Genomic DNA, 17,701 nt, shown 5'->3' on the forward strand with positions numbered 1-17,701 from the left:
AATTATTTAAAATGCACAAGCTTTATAGTAAAACACAAGACAAATTTATTGTCTATGATAATTATAAAATAATTAATACAAATATTCCATCTGTAATTTTTTTACACGGCTTGATGTCTAGTATGAAATCAACTAAGGCTATCTATTTAATAGATTATTGTAAAAAAAACAATTATAATTTTATTGTTTTTGATAATTTCGGTCATGGAAACGCATCGGGACAATTTGAGGATCAAACAATTAGTGATTGGTTAGAAGGAGTATCACTAATTTTAGACAAATTAATTGATAAGGAGGCGATATTAGTAGGTTCGAGCATGGGAGGATGGCTAGCACTTCTTGCGGCTTTAAGATTTTCTGATAAAATAAAAGGGCTTGTGTGTGTAGCCCCTGCTCCAGATTTTACTGAAAATATTTGGCAAAATATATCTCTAAATGATCAAAATAAGATGCAAAAAGAGGGAATACTAGAAGTAAGCGGTAAAAATTGTGAGCATAAATATCCTATAAGCTATAAACTGATAGAAGATGCAAAAAAACATTTATTATTGACAACGAAACAGATTGATATAAATACACCACTACATATAATCCATGGGATGTTAGATGAAGACGTGCCTTATAATGTTTCAGTAAAATTATTAGAAAAAATAACGAGTAAACAAATAGTAATGAAGCTAATTAAAGACGGTCACCATAATTTGTCTAGAGAAGAAGATTTAAAGGTAATGACAAATTCCTTAGAAGAAGTAATTAGCCTCTCAAGTAATATTAAATATGTATAGCAAAATAAATAAAGTTCACGATTTTAAAGAAGTTATAGAAGCGGTAAAACAAGCCGATAATACTAACTTGGTGCTTTTTGATGTAGATGAAGTAATTGTAATGGATAGTGATGAATCTAGGTTAACACATGATTATAGAAAAGAATTAATGAAGAGCATTGAAAAAAGACTTACTAGAAAAGAATGTGAATTATTACTTAGCATCGTTCTTAAAGATAGAAAAGCTAAATTTGTTAATCAAGATATATTAACAATATTTGCTCTATTTAAAGAAAAAAATATACCCGCAATGGGTCTTACTAAACTTCCTACCGGTAAATTCGGCATAATTGAAGATATGATCGAATGGAGAATTCGTGAACTCACTGAATTAAAGGTAATTTTTCAAGAATTTTCACCTTTAGAAGATGAGATAATAATAGAAGATTTTAATGCCGGCTGCGGTAAACCTACATTAAAAGACGGCATAATTTACACCGCAGAATATGATAAAGGAAGCGTACTTGAATATGTATTACGCAAAACAAATTATTATCCGCAATCAATAATATTTATTGATGATATAGAAGAAAATTTATTATCATTACAAGAAACTTGTAAGAAACTTAAAATTAACTATCAAGGATTTAAATTTATGGGTTCTGCTATCGTTCCTGAACCTGATCTTGATGAACAATTAGAAAAAATCAGATTTGAAATTCTAGAAAAAGAATATAAATGGTTAACAGATGAGGAGCTTAAAAAGCACACTTTGTCATACCGTGGCTTGTCCACGGTATCCAGCTAAAAATGTTACAACAACATACGCTTTTAGTTACCTTCCCTAGATGCCGTGGACAAACTACTAGAATAACACTTATTCACCTTAGAGTATAATATTATGCCTGCAAAACTTATTGTTCTTTTTACCTTACTTATCTCACTTTCTACTATGGCAAGTAAAAAGGAAGAAGAAAAAATTACAGGAGTAAAAGCAACTAAAGTACAAATTGCCGAGCTTTACGACATATTTAATATTGTAGGGCAATGCCAGAATGATAATAGCCGTGATTATTATGCTAATGCCACCAGAGTAGTTGAAAAAGTCTCAGCACATCAAGGAGAAATAGTAAAAAAAGGGGATATATTGCTGGTTATAGATAAAAACATAGCAGAAACTACTAAATCTAGAGCAGCAGCTTTATTAAATACAAAACAAGAAGATTATAATAGAAAAGAAGCTTTATTTGCTAAAAAATTTGTAAGTAACGAGGAATATAAAAGGTCAAAAAGCGAACTTGAAGATACAAAATTTAATTATTCCAAAGCTCTAAAAACATACAACGACATGATAATTACTGCACCCTACTCCGGTAAAATAGGCGTAATTAAGTCTATGGTCGGCGATGAAGTAAAAATAGGCAATTATCTTTTTAGCATTACCGGAACAGAAAACTCACAAAGTATTTTTATTGAATTGCCGGAGTCTTTAAGCAGAAAAGTTGGAGTCGATACTGAAGTTTTAATTGCAGGAAAAATTAAAAGCACAATCGGAGCAGTATCGCATTACTTATCAGAACGGTACTTTAACAACTAAAATTATTTTACCTATGGGTACAAGAATCCTGCATAATAGCTTTGTAGATGTGATGCTTATACTTAATCCCCATAAAAATCTAACCGTCCCCGAAAGTTGTATTCAACGAAATAATCAAGGTAACTTTATCTATAAAATAGACGGTGATATAGTAAAACAATTATATGTAAAAATCGGTACACGTACAGAAGGTTTAATTGAAATTACCTCTGACGATATTAAAGAAGGTGACTTAGTCGTTACCGAAGGTATGACTAAAATCGGCGACGGCTCAAAAGTTAAGATACTTGAGGAATAGTTATTTATATATGCTTTCTAAGCCATCTCTGTATTCTAGAGATTGTTGCACGTATTCCTTCTTGCCTTATAGAAGTAATAGTTAATAAAATCAAAATTTTTGTCACAAAGCAATGGGTTCGTATTTTTTGAATTACATAGTTATTTTTGAAAAAAGAAATATTACTTTTTTTATAGTCTTCATTTTTATTTTCTAGTAATCTTAATTGTGTAACAGCTGCTAATAACAAATTAATAGTAAACGGACTAAATTTACTTAAATAAGAATCATTAAGAACATAAGAAGTAATATTTATTAAACCTACTGAATATTTATTTGGGTCCATAAACGTATTAGTACCACCGCTAATTCGTATTTTAGACAATTCTTTGTCTATACCGCCTATTGAGTTTTTACTAGCAATAGATATCCATAAACAACAATCTTCACCGCTTCTTATATTTTCAGGAAATAAATTTTCTTGGAATAATGTCAAAGTTCCCATAACTGTCGGCATTGCTATTGGACAAGTTTGTATGACTTGAGGAAAAACATTTCCACTAAAAAACCCGGAATGAACAGATTCTATATATTTTCCTTTTTCATTTATTTTTTTATATGAAGTATGAGAAAATATAAAATTATTTTCTTCCATAAACTTTAATTGGATTTCTATTTTATCTTTATAAAATAAATCGTCCGAATCAAGGAAAGCAATATATTTTCCTATAGCATTTTTAATACCTAAGTTACGTGCAGCAGCAGGTCCTTCATTTTTTTTATGAAAATATTTTATTCTTTTATCTTTTTTGCATATTGAAGTTAATTCTGATATATCATCAGTCGATCCATCATCTATTATAAGTATCTCAAAATTTTTGTGTGTTTGAATAAGTACACTTTCTATAGCTTCAATTGCCCAATTTATTCTATTATATACCGGTATAATAACACTAACTTTAGTATCATGTAGTACTTGCTTAGCCATAGTATTTGCTAAATCACAGGCTTTATTATATGGAGTATTATTTGATAAAAAATTAGCTGTACGAGTTAAAAATAAATAAGAAGAACCTTCCATTTTAATCATTTCTTCTTCTGTTAACTCATGAAGAAACGATGACCATAATACATTACATTCTTCGTTATGATTTGATATTTTTTTACTACCTTGCTCTGAATGAAAACGAGATTTAATTAGGATAGACTCATCAAAATGAATAGGAGCAACACGGAAAATTTTAAACCATAAATCATAATCTTGCGTTGTCGTTAAAGCTTCATTAAATATACCGACTTCATGAAAATATTTAGCAGGAATTAATAACGAACAACCATGTATTAATCCTCGTAATAAAGGTAATAAAGAAATATTAAGTTTATTTATATGTAGCACACTATCCGGTTTAATATAACGTAGAGAGTTTCCTTTTTCATCAATTAATTCATAACCGCCATAAATGATAGTATCTTTATTATCTAACTTATTTAATATGTTAACTTGATGCTCGATTTTATTAGGATAATATATATCATCATGGCTAAGCCATGAAAAATACTCCCCTTTCATGTTTTTTATACCATAATTTAAAGCCGAACCGCAGCCACCGTTTTCTTTATGAAAATAGCGTATTTTATCACCGTATGATAATGCTACGCGTTCTGTCTCTCCATTATCTTTTGAACCATCATTAACAACAATAATTTCAATATTTTTGTAAGTTTGTGCTAAAGCACTATTTATAGCTTCTTTCATATAATTAGCCCCATTATAGACAGGTATAATAATAGAAACTAAAGTATGATAAATATTTAGAGGTTTATCTTTTCTAGTTGTCATAACTTTTAAAAATAATTTATAAAATGTTAGTTTTATTGTTTAAATTTTTCTATAGAGCTTAAAAAAAATAGATTTTTCTTCTTCACTAATAATTAGTTTATTTTTAAGAATTTTTATTTCTTCTAAAGCATTATTTAGCTCTGTTACAGTATTATTTAATTTACTTTCATAGTTTAAGTTTTTCTCTTCGCTATTTTTAAATGCATCCCTAGTTTGCAGCAATTGTTTTAATATATCTTGGAATTGCAAACCTAACTTTTCTAAAAATTCCGGGTTCCAAGCTGAGATTGGATAGTTAAATAATTGTTTTATAGGCTTTAAATCTGAGTTACTGGATATACAGATTATAGAATTAGGAGGATTTTTTTTAGAATGCGTGTCGTTAGTTACGCCATCTAATCCTTCATATAAAAATTCTTGGTTTTGATATGATTCAAAGTCTTTTTCAGTAATCCAATTAACTAAATGATATATATTCCCTTCCGGTTCATTAAAAGGTACATTTACTATTAATCGTTTTTTATATTTAAGATTAAGCACCAGATTTAACCCATCTTTAATATGCTCAAGTGCATGTCTTGATACAATATAATCATATTCTTCTGCCTTTTTAATAAAACTAACTAAATCAGATTTAATATATTTTATATTAGATGCTCCATAATTTTGTTCAGCATAAATTATAGATTCTTTACTGATATCTATTGCTGTAATTTCTACTCCTAATATATCGCTAAGCATGAAAGTTCCGTGTCCTGTTCCACAACCTATATCTAAAATTTTTATTTTTTGATTTAGCATTAATGGGCTATTAAGTATATCGACTTCTATAATTTTTTTAAAAATCTTATAGCTACTTTTATGACGAATGACCTCTAAAATATCATGAGTTTCTCCAGGAATTAATCTTTCTCCGTCATTATAAATTTCTTCTAACATAAATTATTTAAACTATTATAATTTTAATAAATATTCGGTGATAAATGCAGCAGGGTTTTCTACAGGATCAAGCATCTTTTTAAATTGATTTCTGCCGCTACTATTTTCATGATAAGGCAAATAATGATTTTGCTTAATAAATTCTATATAGTTAATAATATCTTGCGGCTCATAAGCAAAATACATATATTTTTTTAATTCTTTAGATAGAGCATTGCTATTAAATTCATTATTCCAACCATTACTTAAGTAAATTATAGGCTTATCGGCAACTACTACTTCAGCAAGAGATGAAGTACCGTCACTTATTATAATATCTGATACCATTATATCATCTAGTAACGACCTGAATGCATGTGCAGAAACAGTAACATTCTTTAAAGAATAAAATCTATTTAATATATTATCCATATCACTTTGGCTTAAGTAATTTTTACCGACCGCATAGGTAAATAGTGTAATATGCGGTCTTATAATAAAATGAATATTAGGATGTTGTAATGCATAATTATAGAAAAAATAGTGATAATTTAAGAAAGTAGAACCTCCTTCATATAAATCTCTATTTTTAAATGATAATTCCCATCTAGGAAGCCATAAAATGGTTTCCGAGTTTGGTTTTTCTTTAATATTATAATTTCTTACTTCATAGTATGGTTGATAACCTGAAACAATAACTCTATCCTTAGGAAATTTATAATTACTAATAAAGATATCCTTTGTACTTTCTGAATCAACAAATACCGTCTCTATGAAACTTGATAACTTATCATCATCAATATTTTTTTGATGAAAGATATGCGGACCATAGACTATATACATAATTTTTGTTTTAGTTCCTCTAAAGCCCTTATACAAATTAGCAGCCGTAAAAGGTTCTGATATATAGCCTTGGAAATTTTCGTAAGGGTTTTGCGTAAAGATAAAATCCGGCTGATAATTTTTTAGTTCAGAAATTTCACATTTTGTATTAACATTTGAATAAGAAGCATACTTACCGCATGGATATATCACATCTTGTGTATCAAATTTACTAATAAACCCAGTATCTATTCCTCCTTGAATATTAGGATGAGGATGAGGTACTATTACAATTTTGACATCATGACCTATTTTTTTCATCTCATTATACATTGCGTATACGCCTTTGCCGCCGAATGTCTCTGTACTAACAAGGAAAACTATTCTTTTATAAGAATTTTCGTTGGAATAGCAAAAAGAAGATATAAGAGTTATTAGTAAAAAAACACTTAAAAATAAAGTGTTAAGTTTTATTAATTTAAAGAATTTCATGTTTTTGATATGGTAATAATGAATAGGATTACTTTTTAAACCACACTGTGCGATTAACATAATCCACATAACTTAAAACTATACGCAATATTTTCTTTGATACAAGACCTGCTTCAGCATAATCCGGTACAATATCTTGCGTATTTTTATTATTCTCGTGTTCTTCCGTAATAGCTTTTACCGATTGCAGCACCCGCTCAGCCTTAAAACCTGACATAATAAGCGTGCCGGCGTCCATACCTTCAGGACGTTCATGTGCTTCTCTAATATTTAAAGCAGGTAAATTAAGTATTGATGCTTCTTCGGTGATAGTACCGCTATCGGATAAAATACAAAAAGCATTCATCTGAAGTTTGATGTAATCCGTAAAACCAAAAGCCGGTAAAAACCTTATTTTATCACCAAGCTCCTTAAATCCCTCTAAATCCTCAAGCCTTTTTTTAGTCCTTGGGTGTGTTGAGAAGATTACGGGGAAATTATACTCTTTAATAAGCATTTGTAAACTACTTAATAATTCTTTCAGATTATTTTTGACATCGACATTTTCTTCACGATGTGAACTAATTAAAAAATATTGCTTAGCGGTTAATGATAATTTATCTAAAATATCAGACTTTAATATTTTAGGCATAAAGCGATCAAGGACCTCAGGCATATGCGAACCTGATTTAAAAATAAGCTCAGCAGGTAGTCCTTCAGCAATTAAATAACATCTTGCATGCTCGGTTAACGTAATATTAACGTCGCTAATATGATCAATGATTTTACGGTTTATTTCTTCAGGTACACGCTGATCAAAACAACGATTTCCTGCTTCCATATGAAAGATCGGAATTTTACGGCGTTTAGCGGCAATTACCGATAAACAAGAGTTAGTATCACCGTAAAATAAAACGGCGTCGGGCTTTTCTTTCTTAAGTACTTCATCAACTTTTTCAATAATAAGCCCGATAGATTTTGCCGTATTATCTGCCGCTACTTCTAAGAAATAATCCGGTTTTCTAATTCCCATATCATCAAAAAAAACCTGATTTAATTCATATGCATAATTTTGACCGGTGTGAACTAGGATGTGATTAGTATATTTATCAAACTCAGAAATCACAAAGCATAGTTTAATAAGTTCAGGACGAGTACCGACAATCGTCATTACTTTAAGCATTTTTTAGCTCCTCTTGCACATAATCAAGATTTAGTAGCAGCTCTTTTACTTCTTCCAAATTTAAACGTTTTGTATTATGAGAATTGTAATCCTCTAAAAGAGCTATTTTCTTTTCACCCTCAACAAAATATTTGGCATAATTAAGATCGCGTCCATCCATAGGAATACGGTAATAACCACCTAAATCATCAGCTTTTGCCATTTCTTCCGATGATACTAACGATTCATAATGCTTCTCTCCGTGACGTGTACCAATAAAGCGTATTTCATTTTTGCTACCGAATATTTCTTGTAACGCTCTTGCAAGTACCTCGATTGTACTTGCCGGAGCTTTTTGTACAAAAATATCGCCTTGACGTCCATGCTCAAACGCATATAAAACTAAATCTACGGAATCTACAAGCGACATTAAAAAACGTGTCATTGAAGGTTCAGTGATGGTAAGGTCTTTATCCTGCTTAATTTGATTGATAAAAAGAGGAATTACTGAACCACGGGAAGCCATAACATTACCGTATCTAGTGACACAAAGCACGGTCTCACCCTGACTACGCATACGAGCTTTTGCTACTGCTAACTTTTCCATTAACGCTTTTGATAACCCCATTGCATTAATTGGATATACAGCCTTATCGGTACTCAGTACTATAACTTTTGCAACTTTATTATTAATGGCTGCACTTAAAACATTTTCAGCCCCTAAGACATTAGTATTTATTGCTTCCATAGGATAAAATTCGCAAGTCGGAACTTGCTTTAAAGCAGCAGCATGGAATACATAATCTACACCGTGCATTGCCTCATCAATACTTTTATAATTGCGTACGTCCCCGATATAGAATTTAAGTTTCGGATTATTTAAAACAATACGCATATCCTCTTGCTTTTTTTCATCTCTACTGAAAATTCTAATTTCTTTAATATCATTAATAATATCGGATTTCAGAAAACGAGAAAGCACCGCATTACCAAACGAACCGGTGCCTCCTGTAATCATTAAAGTTTTATCTACAAACATTATATATATAATACCTATTTTGTTATTATTCATTCTGTCATTGCGTAAATCGAGAAACACTCTAAGGTAGTCATCCTGTGGTCAAGCCACGGGATGACAAGAGTGGACAAACCTATATTCGCAATGACGGCCTTACTACCCAAACTCACACATACGCTTTACAAGCTCACGCCATTCAGGAGGCGTATATCCCGTTACCTCGTTAAAACGAGTAGCATCTAGTGATCGATCTATTACAAGCTCATCTGACGGAATAATATCGATTTCTTTATTATATATTTCCGCTACTAATTTTAATAATTCTAACTTATTAATCGGTTTTGATGCAACATGATAAAGCCCATGCAGCTCTTTATTAGGTAACACAAAATCCCTTATTATTCTTGCAAGCTCTACAGTCGGGAATCCTGAATAAATAGCTTTCTCAAAACCTTTCACTTGCCCTTCTGCACTTAAAAACCAATTGATTAAGCTTCTATTGCCTGCCAGCTCATGACCTATAATTGAAGTACGCACAGTGATAGCATGAGGATAACCTACCTCACCAAGAAACTTAGAACGACCGTACAGGTCATAACAATCAGGAAAATCGCTTTCCTTATAATTACCTTTTTTTCCTGAAAATACACAATCCGTACTAATATGGATTAACCTTGAATTAGCTAATTTACATAAATTAGCTAGCCTATGCGGTAATAAACTATTTATCGGTAATGTTTTTAACGGATCGTTTGCATCAGCTAGTTGTTTTACAAGCCCTATACAATTTATTACTATATCGGGTTTTACTTTATTAAATACCTCAACTAACGAATCATGGTTCTCAACATCTACATTTGTAATTAATTTATCGGATAAATCCTTAGAAAAATAAGAACAAGCGGAATTATTTCGGGCTGTCGCAAAAATGTCAAAATTTTTATCACTACTTAAAAACCTGAATATGCTATTACCTAGCATACCGGTAACACCTAGAATTAATATTTTCATGGTATATCTTATTTATTTTTACCGGATCGGTTTTATCATAAATAATATATCTTTACAATAAAGGTTTTTGAAAAGTTAGAAAGGCATTACTTAAAAAAGGGGATAATTTAAAAAGTTTACGTCATTGCGAGGAAGATTACAAAGTAATTGACGAAGCAATCCAATTAAAAATTCTGATTTACAGAATTTTTTTATTATTTTCTGGATTGCCACGCTCCTTACAGTCGCTCGCAATGACGATATTCAATTAATGATAATCTAAAGTTTTTTTATAGAATCAAGCACGGTTTCAAGAATCATACTAGCAGCTACTGCATCATCGTTATTATTACGGTCTTTTCTTTTCACGCCGAATGATTTAAGGAAATTATTTGCAGCTTTTGTAGTTAGTCTTTCATCTTGTAAATATATAGGCAAGTTTATAGATTCTGCTAGCTCTTCAGCAAATTTCATCACTATATTTGTTTGCTCCGTTACTGCTCCGCTCATATCAATCGGTAGACCTATTACCACGCCATAAACTTTATATTTTTCGATGATATTAAGCAAGGAAGTAATAACAATTTTTTTATTTATCTCGGTTATAGTATTTAAGGGCATAGCAATACTACGTTCTTGATTAGATAATGCGATTCCTAATTTTTTGCTTCCGTAATCAATAGCGATAAGCGGAGCATTTGGTATTAAAAGCCGATAAAATTCTTGAAGATTTTTTATGATCATGATAGTTATAAAAATTACTTTATTAATTATTATATATGCTAAAAACTATTCAAAAACACATAGATATCAAATTAATTAAATTATCGGCGATTTTAGCCTTTATTTATTGTTTGTTATTTAATACCGCAATATTGATTTATAAATTTGATTATTATAAAGCAACGATCTTTAGAGGGATATTAGAGTTATCAAAAGATTTTTGTTATATTTATATATTTTCTTTTATAGCATTTTTTGGTCTTAGCGTACATAGATTAGTGTTAAAAATCGGCGTGGGGTTTTTATTTATAACATCCGCTATTGCTAGTTATTACATTTATTTCTTCAAAATCAATCCTACTAAACAAGTAATAGGTAGTTTTTTCTCAACGGATTTAAACGAAGTTTATGAATTAACCAGCATTAAGTTAATAATATGGATAATTTTTTGTCTTTTTACTTGTTTTTATACTCTCAAATCTTTTGCCGCCGAAAATTCTAAATCATTTGTAACAAAAATATTATCTGCCGCTTGCTTACTTATTTTTGTATATAATATTATTACTCCTTCATTTAAGATACTAAAAAATTATTTTCCCATTCAGTATTTACATAATAGCTACCTTAATTTTGCTGGAAATTTCGGTGATAAAAATTATGCATGTATAGATATTAGCAAACAATATAACTTTATAGATAAGTCAGATAAAGATATTATCGGTGTTTTAGTTATAGGAGAATCAGCAAGATTTGATCATTTCGGTATTAACGGTTATGAAAGAGATACGACTCCTTACTTAAAGACTACTCAAAACCTAATTTCTTTCAAAGCTAAATCTTCTTCTAACCTTACCTATCTTTCCGTACCGTCATTACTTTCACGTTATCCTGCAAGTCAAATTAAAAATACTAGACAAGAGAACAGCTTCTTATCAATTTTAACAAATCTTGGATTTAATACTACCTGGATCGGTACTCAAACTTTAATGAGGAGTTTTGCAAATTTTGACCTCAGTAATATATATAACGACGTTAATTTTACTATAGTACCGGGCGGCTCTGCCCTATTCTCTTTAAATGATTATGATGAAAAAATATTGCCTTTTATAAAAGAAAGAATAACAAATTCAGAGAAACAATTTTTAGTAGTTCACACCTCAGGAAGTCACTGGAACTATAACGCAAGATATCCAAAAGAGTTTGAGTATTTTACCCCTACCTGCCCTATTAAGGTTAAGGGGGATGCAAGTGATTGCGATAAGCTTGCTTTAGTTAACAGTTATGATAATTCAATTTTATACACCGATTTTTTTTTATCTAATTTAATAGATTTGCTTAAAGATAAAAATGCATTTTTATTATATGTATCCGATCACGGCGAATCACTAGGAGAAAATGGTTATTACGGTCACGGTGGCCCACTACTTGCAGAACAAATAACCGTACCTCTTATAGTTTGGGTATCGGACGATTTTAAAGCAAAATATCCTGACTCAGTATCTTCAATTAAAAATTATGCTAATACCGAAATTAGCCATGATTATGTATTTCACTCAATCCTTGACTGTTTAAATATAGATTCCGACATAGTAGATAAAGACTTAAGTATATGTAAATCTAGTTAAAAATTATTAAATTATTAAAAATTAATATATAAATTAAGATCTCAATAATTATATGATTTATTATTATGTCTGATATACCTAAACTAGACGACTATTATTATAGATTTTTACAAAATATTTTACTTAAAACACTAGAACAAAATAAAGCTGCTGAAACTTATTTATTACAGAAAGATTTTAATAGTGCTTTAAATGAGATAAAAAATGTAAATGAACAACTTGAAGAATATTCAAGCATTCTTTCTTTACTCAAAGTAATTAAAACCTATTTTATTGATAAAAAAAATATAATTAAGTACCGTTTAACTTAAATCCTTTTTTTATAATTAAAAATAATATAGAGTGGAAATAAAAAAAGGTATTGAATTATGGAATATGCATTATTAATTTTCAGTATTATAGCGATTTTAGTTATAATACAAATGGTTAAAGTTGTACCGCAACAACAAGCATGGGTAGTAGAAAAATTGGGAAAATTCGATAAGGTACTGCAGCCTGGCTTAAATTTACTAATCCCTGTCATTCAAAGAGTAGCATACAAACATACTTTAAAAGAAGAAGCAATAGACGTTACCGCTCAAACAGCTATTTCAAATGATAACGTAACATTATCTATTGATGGCGTTTTATATGTTAAAATCATTGATCCAATGGCAGCATCTTATGGTGTTAATAATCCTTACTATGCCATAACACAGCTTGCTCAAACTACTATGCGTTCGGAAATAGGTAAACTCCCTTTAGATAGAACTTTTGAAGAGCGCGAAACTTTAAACGTAGCAATTGTAGCAGCTATTAATCAGGCTGCTATAAATTGGGGTATACAATGTATGCGTTATGAAATTAAAGATATTCAACCTCCGCAAACTATACTTAAAGCTATGGAATTGCAGGTAGCAGCAGAGCGTCAAAAAAGAGCTCAAATTCTAGAGTCGGAAGGTAATAGACAAGCAAAAATTAACCATGCAGAAGGTGAAAAAGCACAAATTGTACTGAATTCAGAAGCTTCTTATATGGATCAAGTTAACAGAGCAAAAGGTGAAGCTGAAGCAATAGGCTTAGTCGCTACCGCTACAGCAAATAGTATTGAGATTGTCGCAGCTGCCGTACAAAAAACGGGAGGAAGTGAGGCGGTAGCTCTTAAAGTAGCTGAGCAGTATATTAGTGCATTCGGTAATTTGGCTAAAGATACCAACACTGTAATTTTACCCGCAAACCTTTCAGAACCGAGTAGTTTTGTAACCGGAGCGTTAACTATATTTAACCAATTAAAAGCTTCTTCGGAAAAGAAAATAGATCAGTAGCAATTTATAAAGATTTATTATTGTAATAATAATTAGTTTTATATATCATATCATTATTAATTAATAAAAGGTTATGAATATGTCAGTATTTGTCGGCAAAACTGCTCCGGATTTTACAGCTAAAGCTATTATGCCTAATAATAATATAGACGATAAGTTTAAACTTAGCGATTATGCTGCGGGGGATAATATAGTATTATTTTTTTATCCCCTAGATTTTACTTTTGTTTGTCCATCGGAAATTATAGCATTTCACAATAAGCTTGGTGAATTTACCGAAAGACGTACTAAAGTAGTAGCTGTTAGCGTTGATTCTCATTTTAGCCATTTAGCTTGGAAAAATACTCCGCATAATAAAGGCGGACTTGGACAAGTACAATTCCCAATGGTTTCCGATATAAAAAAGGATATTTCTTCAAAATATAACGTACTTAATGAAGACGGTGTTGCTTTGCGTGGAGCTTTTTTAATTGATAAGGATTTCATAGTACGTCACATGCTAGTTAACGACTTACCTATCGGTCGTGATATTAATTATACATTAAAAGTAATCGATGCTTTAACTCATCATCATCAAAAACACGGCGAAGTTTGTCCTGCCGGCTGGCATAAAGGCGAGGAAGCAATTACCCCATCACATGAGGGTATAGCACATTATTTAAGCTCACATGCTGAGAAGCTGTAGTTGCTCTTATTTATGTCATCCCGTGGCTTGACCACGGGATCTTGTATCACAGGCTGTGTCCTGAGATCCTGCGATCAAGTTGCGGGATGATACTAACTCATATCAAATAACTCTAAATAATGTTGAAAGAATTATTTTCTGCTCCTAAAATATCTTATGATATTGAAACAATTAATATTTTACATCTTATTAGGAGTGAAAATATCGGTCCTAAAACTTTCTTTAGTTTAATTAAATTATTCGGTGATGCAGCAACTGCCATAGATAACGCTCCGGATTTTTCATTGCGAGGTGGAAAGTCAAAACCAATTAAAATTTTTAGTAAAAGCGATGCTGAAAAAGAGTTAGAACTTCTCGAAAAAGATAATGCTAAGATCATCACATATAAATCTCCGGAATATTCAAAATTGTTACTTGAAATTTATGATCCACCGCCAATATTAAGCTATAAAGGTAATATAGAGTTATTAAATCATAATAAATGCGTTGCAATAGTAGGTGCAAGAAACGCTTCTGCAAACGGAAGAAGCTTTGCTCATAAAATTGCAAATGATTATAGTAAAAGAAAGTTATATAACCGTTTCAGGGTTAGCACGAGGAATAGATAGCAGCGTACATCAAGCAGCAGTTTCTCGAACCATCGGAGTCATTGCCGGAGGTATTGATCATATATATCCACCGGAAAACAAAAAACTATTTGAAAATTTAGCAGAAGAAGGTTTAATATTAGCTGAGTTACCTATCGGCTCTACGCCGCTTGGAAAATATTTTCCACAGCGTAATAGGATAACTAGCCTTAGGAGTAGTGGTAGTAGAAGCAAGCTTAAAATCCGGTTCATTAATAACTGCAAAATTTGTACTTGAACAAAATAGGGAAATATTTGCTGTTCCCGGCTTTCCTTGAGATCCAAGATGTCAAGGTACAAATAAATTGATTAGAGAGGGAGCATATTTAGTGGAATCAGCGGAGGATATTGTAGCTAATTTACCGCAATATGAAAAATTTATCAAAAAAGATGATGGGTTATTTAAGGATTTTATTGAGCTAGGAACAGTAAATACGAGATATGTCAAAGAACCGTCACAAAAGGAGCGTACTGCTATATTGAACTATTATCGGCAGTACCTATAGATTTTGAATATTTACAAAAAGAAATAGAATTACCGCTTCCTATCATAATATACGGTAATAAAAGTTAGAATTAGAACTCGCCGGAAAAGTAATGCGTCACACCGGTAATAAAATATCATTAGTTTATAATAAGTAGATGAAATTATTAATAGTAGAATCGCCGGCAAAGGCAAAAACGATAAATAAATATTTAGGTGATGAGTTTAAGGTCATTGCATCATTTGGTCATATTAGAGATTTACCTTCTAAAAAAGGCTCGGTGTTACCTGATGAAAATTTTGCAATGAAATATGATATTTCCGATAAAGCCGGTAAATATGTAGATGCCATAGTTAAAGATGCTAAAAAAGCTGATGCAGTATATCTTGCAACCGATCCTGATCGTGAGGGTGAATCTATCTCATGGCATATTACAGAGGTAATAAAAGAAAAAAATAAGGTTAAATCCGATGATTTTTTCAAAAGGGTAGCCTTTAATGAAATCACTAAAAAAACAATTATTCATGCCGTTGAGAACCCTAGAAAACTTGACACTAACTTAGTAAATGCCCAGCAAGCAAGAAGAGCTTTAGACTATTTAGTCGGCTTTACCCTTTCACCTCTTTTATGGCGTAAGTTACCGGGATGTAAATCGGCGGGACGTGTGCAGTCCGTGGCTCTGCGATTAATATGTGAGCGAGAAGATGAAATAGAACGTTTTCAGTCAGAAGAATATTGGGATATTAGCCTTAAAATGCAAAATAGTAATAATGAACTATTTACTGCTAAATTGACTCACGTAAACGATCAGAAACTAGAAAAATTCTCAATTATTAACGAAAAAGATGCCAAAGATTTAACCGAAAAATTAAAATCTCAAAATTTTCATGTTGATAAGATAGAAAAGAAACAACAAAAACGTCAGCCTCAACCTCCTTTTATTACTTCATCACTACAACAAGAAGCAGCAAGAAAACTAGGTTTTAGTGCTAAAAAGACTATGCAAATAGCACAAAAACTTTATGAGGGCGTTGACATAGGTAAAGAAACCATAGGGCTTATTACCTATATGAGAACCGACGGCGTTACATTATCAAATGATGCAATAGCAGATATACGCAAGTTAATCGATAAAAGTTACGGCGATAAATATTTACCGACTAGCCCTAGAATTTATAAATCCAAAATAAAAAATGCTCAAGAAGCTCATGAGGCGATAAGACCGACGAATATTACTTATACTCCAGATAGCTTAAAAGAAAAGCTAGCAAAGGATTATTATAAGCTTTATGAACTAATTTGGAAAAGAACTATAGCCTGCCAAATGGAAAATGTTATAATGGATTTTGTAGTTGCAAATTTAGCTTCGGAAAATAAAGAATATTTGGCAAAAGCAAACGGATCGACTATAGCTTTTGACGGGTTTTATAAGGTTTATCGTGAAAGTGTGGACGATGAGGCTGAAGAAGAAAATAAAATGCTGCCGCCTTTAAAAGAACAAGAACCACTTAAAACTAAAGAAGTTATTCCGAATCAGCATTTTACCGAGCCGCCTCCAAGATATTCGGAAGCAAGTTTAGTGAAAAAACTTGAAGAGCTTGGGATTGGTCGTCCTTCGACCTATGCTAGTATTTTATCGGTTTTACAAGATCGAAAATATGTTTCTCTTGAGAAAAAACGATTTATACCTGAAGAGCTTGGACGTTTAGTAACAGTATTTTTAGTCGGTTTTTTCAAAAAATACGTTGAATATGATTTTACTGCAGGACTTGAAAATGAATTAGATGAAATAGCAACCGGCAAGCTTGAATGGAAAGCTGCCTTAAGTAATTTTTGGAGCGGTTTTAACCATAATATTGAATCAGTAAACGAGCGGAAAATAACCGAGATTATTAGCTATGTACAGAAAGCCCTTGATTATCACTTGTTCGGTGAGAATAAAGAATCTAAAGTTTGTCCATCATGTAAAACAGGCGAGCTTAGCTTAAAGCTTGGTAAGTTCGGGGCATTTTTAGCATGTAGTAATTACCCTGAATGTACTTTTAGAAAATCTATTGTTAGCGGTAACGATAATAACGAGAATGAAGGCGAGCCTTCCACTATTCCTAATGAGAATAAAGTTTTAGGTACGGATAAAGACGGAGTAGAAATATATCTGAAAAAAGGACCTTACGGACCTTATATTCAACTTGGCGAACAAGAAGGCAAAGTAAAGCCGAAACGTAGCCCCGTGCCTGCTAGCCTGAACCAAAACGATATTACACTTGATATAGCATTAAAGCTTCTAAGCTTACCGCTTAAAATCGGCGTGCATAAAGATAGTGGCGAGGAAATTATGATAGGATACGGTAAATTCGGCCCTTACATAAAATATATGGGTAAATTTATTTCAGA

At 31.5% G+C, this 17,701-nt stretch carries 15 protein-coding genes and 4 pseudogenes; 11 read left to right on the top strand and 8 right to left on the bottom strand.

Annotation, left to right across the window (positions count from 1 at the left end; all coding sequences use genetic code 11):
- Positions 1–11: 11 nt before the first annotated feature.
- The 3 genes and pseudogenes from D6968_RS01155 (at position 12) to D6968_RS01165 (ending at position 2,659) form a co-directional block, all read left to right on the top strand.
- On the top strand, positions 12–785 hold the full coding sequence (locus D6968_RS01155) for an alpha/beta hydrolase (protein WP_121542806.1): 774 nt from the start codon (positions 12–14) through the stop codon (positions 783–785).
- Positions 778–1,572, top strand: coding sequence for a DUF2608 domain-containing protein (locus D6968_RS01160; protein WP_121542808.1), 795 nt, complete (start codon positions 778–780; stop codon positions 1,570–1,572). Before D6968_RS01155 ends, D6968_RS01160 begins: the two co-directional genes overlap by 8 nt.
- A gap of 90 nt (positions 1,573–1,662) precedes the next feature.
- Positions 1,663–2,659 (top strand): annotated as a pseudogene (locus tag D6968_RS01165) (efflux RND transporter periplasmic adaptor subunit).
- Between the two features lie 4 nt (positions 2,660–2,663).
- On the opposite strand, the gene D6968_RS01170 reads toward D6968_RS01165, so the two are convergent.
- The 8 genes and pseudogenes from D6968_RS01170 to ruvX form a co-directional block, all read right to left on the bottom strand.
- A complete protein-coding gene (locus D6968_RS01170; protein WP_121542810.1) occupies positions 2,664–4,478 on the bottom strand; it encodes a glycosyltransferase family 2 protein in 1,815 nt (604 codons plus the stop codon).
- A 456-nt stretch (positions 4,479–4,934) separates the two neighbouring features.
- Positions 4,935–5,417: pseudogene (locus tag D6968_RS05660) on the bottom strand (class I SAM-dependent methyltransferase); the annotation flags it as partial.
- 15 nt (positions 5,418–5,432) lie between these two features.
- Positions 5,433–6,779: a hypothetical protein gene (locus D6968_RS01180; RefSeq protein WP_177717142.1), complete on the bottom strand. Its 1,347-nt coding sequence runs from the start codon at positions 6,777–6,779 to the stop codon at positions 5,433–5,435.
- On the bottom strand, positions 6,739–7,872 hold the full coding sequence (wecB, locus tag D6968_RS01185) for a non-hydrolyzing UDP-N-acetylglucosamine 2-epimerase (protein ID WP_121542816.1): 1,134 nt from the start codon (positions 7,870–7,872) through the stop codon (positions 6,739–6,741). Before wecB ends, D6968_RS01180 begins: the two co-directional genes overlap by 41 nt.
- A complete protein-coding gene (locus tag D6968_RS01190) occupies positions 7,865–8,890 on the bottom strand; it encodes a polysaccharide biosynthesis protein (RefSeq protein WP_121542850.1) in 1,026 nt (341 codons plus the stop codon). Before D6968_RS01190 ends, wecB begins: the two co-directional genes overlap by 8 nt.
- 135 nt (positions 8,891–9,025) lie before the next feature.
- The gene (locus D6968_RS01195; protein WP_121542818.1) at positions 9,026–9,880 is read right to left on the bottom strand and encodes a dTDP-4-dehydrorhamnose reductase family protein; all 855 of its coding nucleotides are present in this window, start codon (positions 9,878–9,880) and stop codon (positions 9,026–9,028) included.
- A 117-nt stretch (positions 9,881–9,997) separates the two neighbouring features.
- Positions 9,998–10,128 (bottom strand): annotated as a pseudogene (locus tag D6968_RS01200) (lytic transglycosylase domain-containing protein); the annotation flags it as partial.
- 10 nt (positions 10,129–10,138) lie between these two features.
- Positions 10,139–10,603 carry a Holliday junction resolvase RuvX gene (gene ruvX, locus D6968_RS01205; RefSeq protein WP_121542820.1) on the bottom strand — a complete coding sequence of 155 codons (465 nt, stop codon included), beginning with the start codon at positions 10,601–10,603 and terminating at the stop codon, positions 10,139–10,141.
- Positions 10,604–10,638: 35 nt separating this feature from the next.
- Here ruvX and D6968_RS01210 point away from each other — a divergent pair, with 35 nt between their 5' ends.
- The 8 genes and pseudogenes from D6968_RS01210 to topA form a co-directional block, all read left to right on the top strand.
- Positions 10,639–12,207 (top strand): phosphoethanolamine transferase, encoded by a 1,569-nt coding sequence (locus D6968_RS01210; RefSeq protein WP_121542822.1) that lies wholly within the window; start codon positions 10,639–10,641, stop codon positions 12,205–12,207.
- Between the two features lie 65 nt (positions 12,208–12,272).
- Positions 12,273–12,518, top strand: coding sequence for a hypothetical protein (locus D6968_RS01215; protein WP_121542824.1), 246 nt, complete (start codon positions 12,273–12,275; stop codon positions 12,516–12,518).
- Between the two features lie 57 nt (positions 12,519–12,575).
- Positions 12,576–13,511 carry an SPFH domain-containing protein gene (locus D6968_RS01220; RefSeq protein WP_121542826.1) on the top strand — a complete coding sequence of 312 codons (936 nt, stop codon included), beginning with the start codon at positions 12,576–12,578 and terminating at the stop codon, positions 13,509–13,511.
- Between the two features lie 79 nt (positions 13,512–13,590).
- Positions 13,591–14,196, top strand: coding sequence for a peroxiredoxin (locus D6968_RS01225; protein WP_121542828.1), 606 nt, complete (start codon positions 13,591–13,593; stop codon positions 14,194–14,196).
- A 119-nt stretch (positions 14,197–14,315) separates the two neighbouring features.
- Complete coding sequence (locus D6968_RS06175) at positions 14,316–14,804, top strand: DNA-processing protein DprA (RefSeq protein WP_121542830.1); 489 nt, start codon at positions 14,316–14,318, stop codon at positions 14,802–14,804.
- Positions 14,746–15,100, top strand: a pseudogene (locus D6968_RS06180) (DNA-processing protein DprA). The gene D6968_RS06175 and the pseudogene D6968_RS06180 overlap by 59 nt, the downstream one beginning before the upstream one ends.
- Before the next feature lie 51 nt (positions 15,101–15,151).
- Positions 15,152–15,328, top strand: coding sequence for a hypothetical protein (locus tag D6968_RS05670; RefSeq protein WP_245969028.1), 177 nt, complete (start codon positions 15,152–15,154; stop codon positions 15,326–15,328).
- Positions 15,329–15,464: 136 nt separating this feature from the next.
- The coding region (gene topA, locus D6968_RS01245) for a type I DNA topoisomerase (RefSeq protein WP_121542834.1) at positions 15,465–17,701 on the top strand (2,237 nt) is incomplete at its 3' end.

Source organism: Candidatus Rickettsia colombianensi, assembly GCF_003664375.1.
Lineage (GTDB): Bacteria > Pseudomonadota > Alphaproteobacteria > Rickettsiales > Rickettsiaceae > Rickettsia > Rickettsia tamurae.

Coding starts and splice junctions, on each gene's coding strand:
- D6968_RS01155 (WP_121542806.1), top strand. CDS start 12: ATGCACAAGCTTTATAGTAAAACACAAGACAAATTTATTGTCTATGAT.
- D6968_RS01160 (WP_121542808.1), top strand. CDS start 778: ATGTATAGCAAAATAAATAAAGTTCACGATTTTAAAGAAGTTATAGAA.
- D6968_RS01170 (WP_121542810.1), bottom strand. CDS start 4,478: ATGACAACTAGAAAAGATAAACCTCTAAATATTTATCATACTTTAGTT.
- D6968_RS01180 (WP_177717142.1), bottom strand. CDS start 6,779: ATGTGGATTATGTTAATCGCACAGTGTGGTTTAAAAAGTAATCCTATT.
- wecB (WP_121542816.1), bottom strand. CDS start 7,872: ATGCTTAAAGTAATGACGATTGTCGGTACTCGTCCTGAACTTATTAAA.
- D6968_RS01190 (WP_121542850.1), bottom strand. CDS start 8,890: ATGTTTGTAGATAAAACTTTAATGATTACAGGAGGCACCGGTTCGTTT.
- D6968_RS01195 (WP_121542818.1), bottom strand. CDS start 9,880: ATGAAAATATTAATTCTAGGTGTTACCGGTATGCTAGGTAATAGCATA.
- ruvX (WP_121542820.1), bottom strand. CDS start 10,603: ATGATCATAAAAAATCTTCAAGAATTTTATCGGCTTTTAATACCAAAT.
- D6968_RS01210 (WP_121542822.1), top strand. CDS start 10,639: ATGCTAAAAACTATTCAAAAACACATAGATATCAAATTAATTAAATTA.
- D6968_RS01215 (WP_121542824.1), top strand. CDS start 12,273: ATGTCTGATATACCTAAACTAGACGACTATTATTATAGATTTTTACAA.
- D6968_RS01220 (WP_121542826.1), top strand. CDS start 12,576: ATGGAATATGCATTATTAATTTTCAGTATTATAGCGATTTTAGTTATA.
- D6968_RS01225 (WP_121542828.1), top strand. CDS start 13,591: ATGTCAGTATTTGTCGGCAAAACTGCTCCGGATTTTACAGCTAAAGCT.
- D6968_RS06175 (WP_121542830.1), top strand. CDS start 14,316: ATGTTGAAAGAATTATTTTCTGCTCCTAAAATATCTTATGATATTGAA.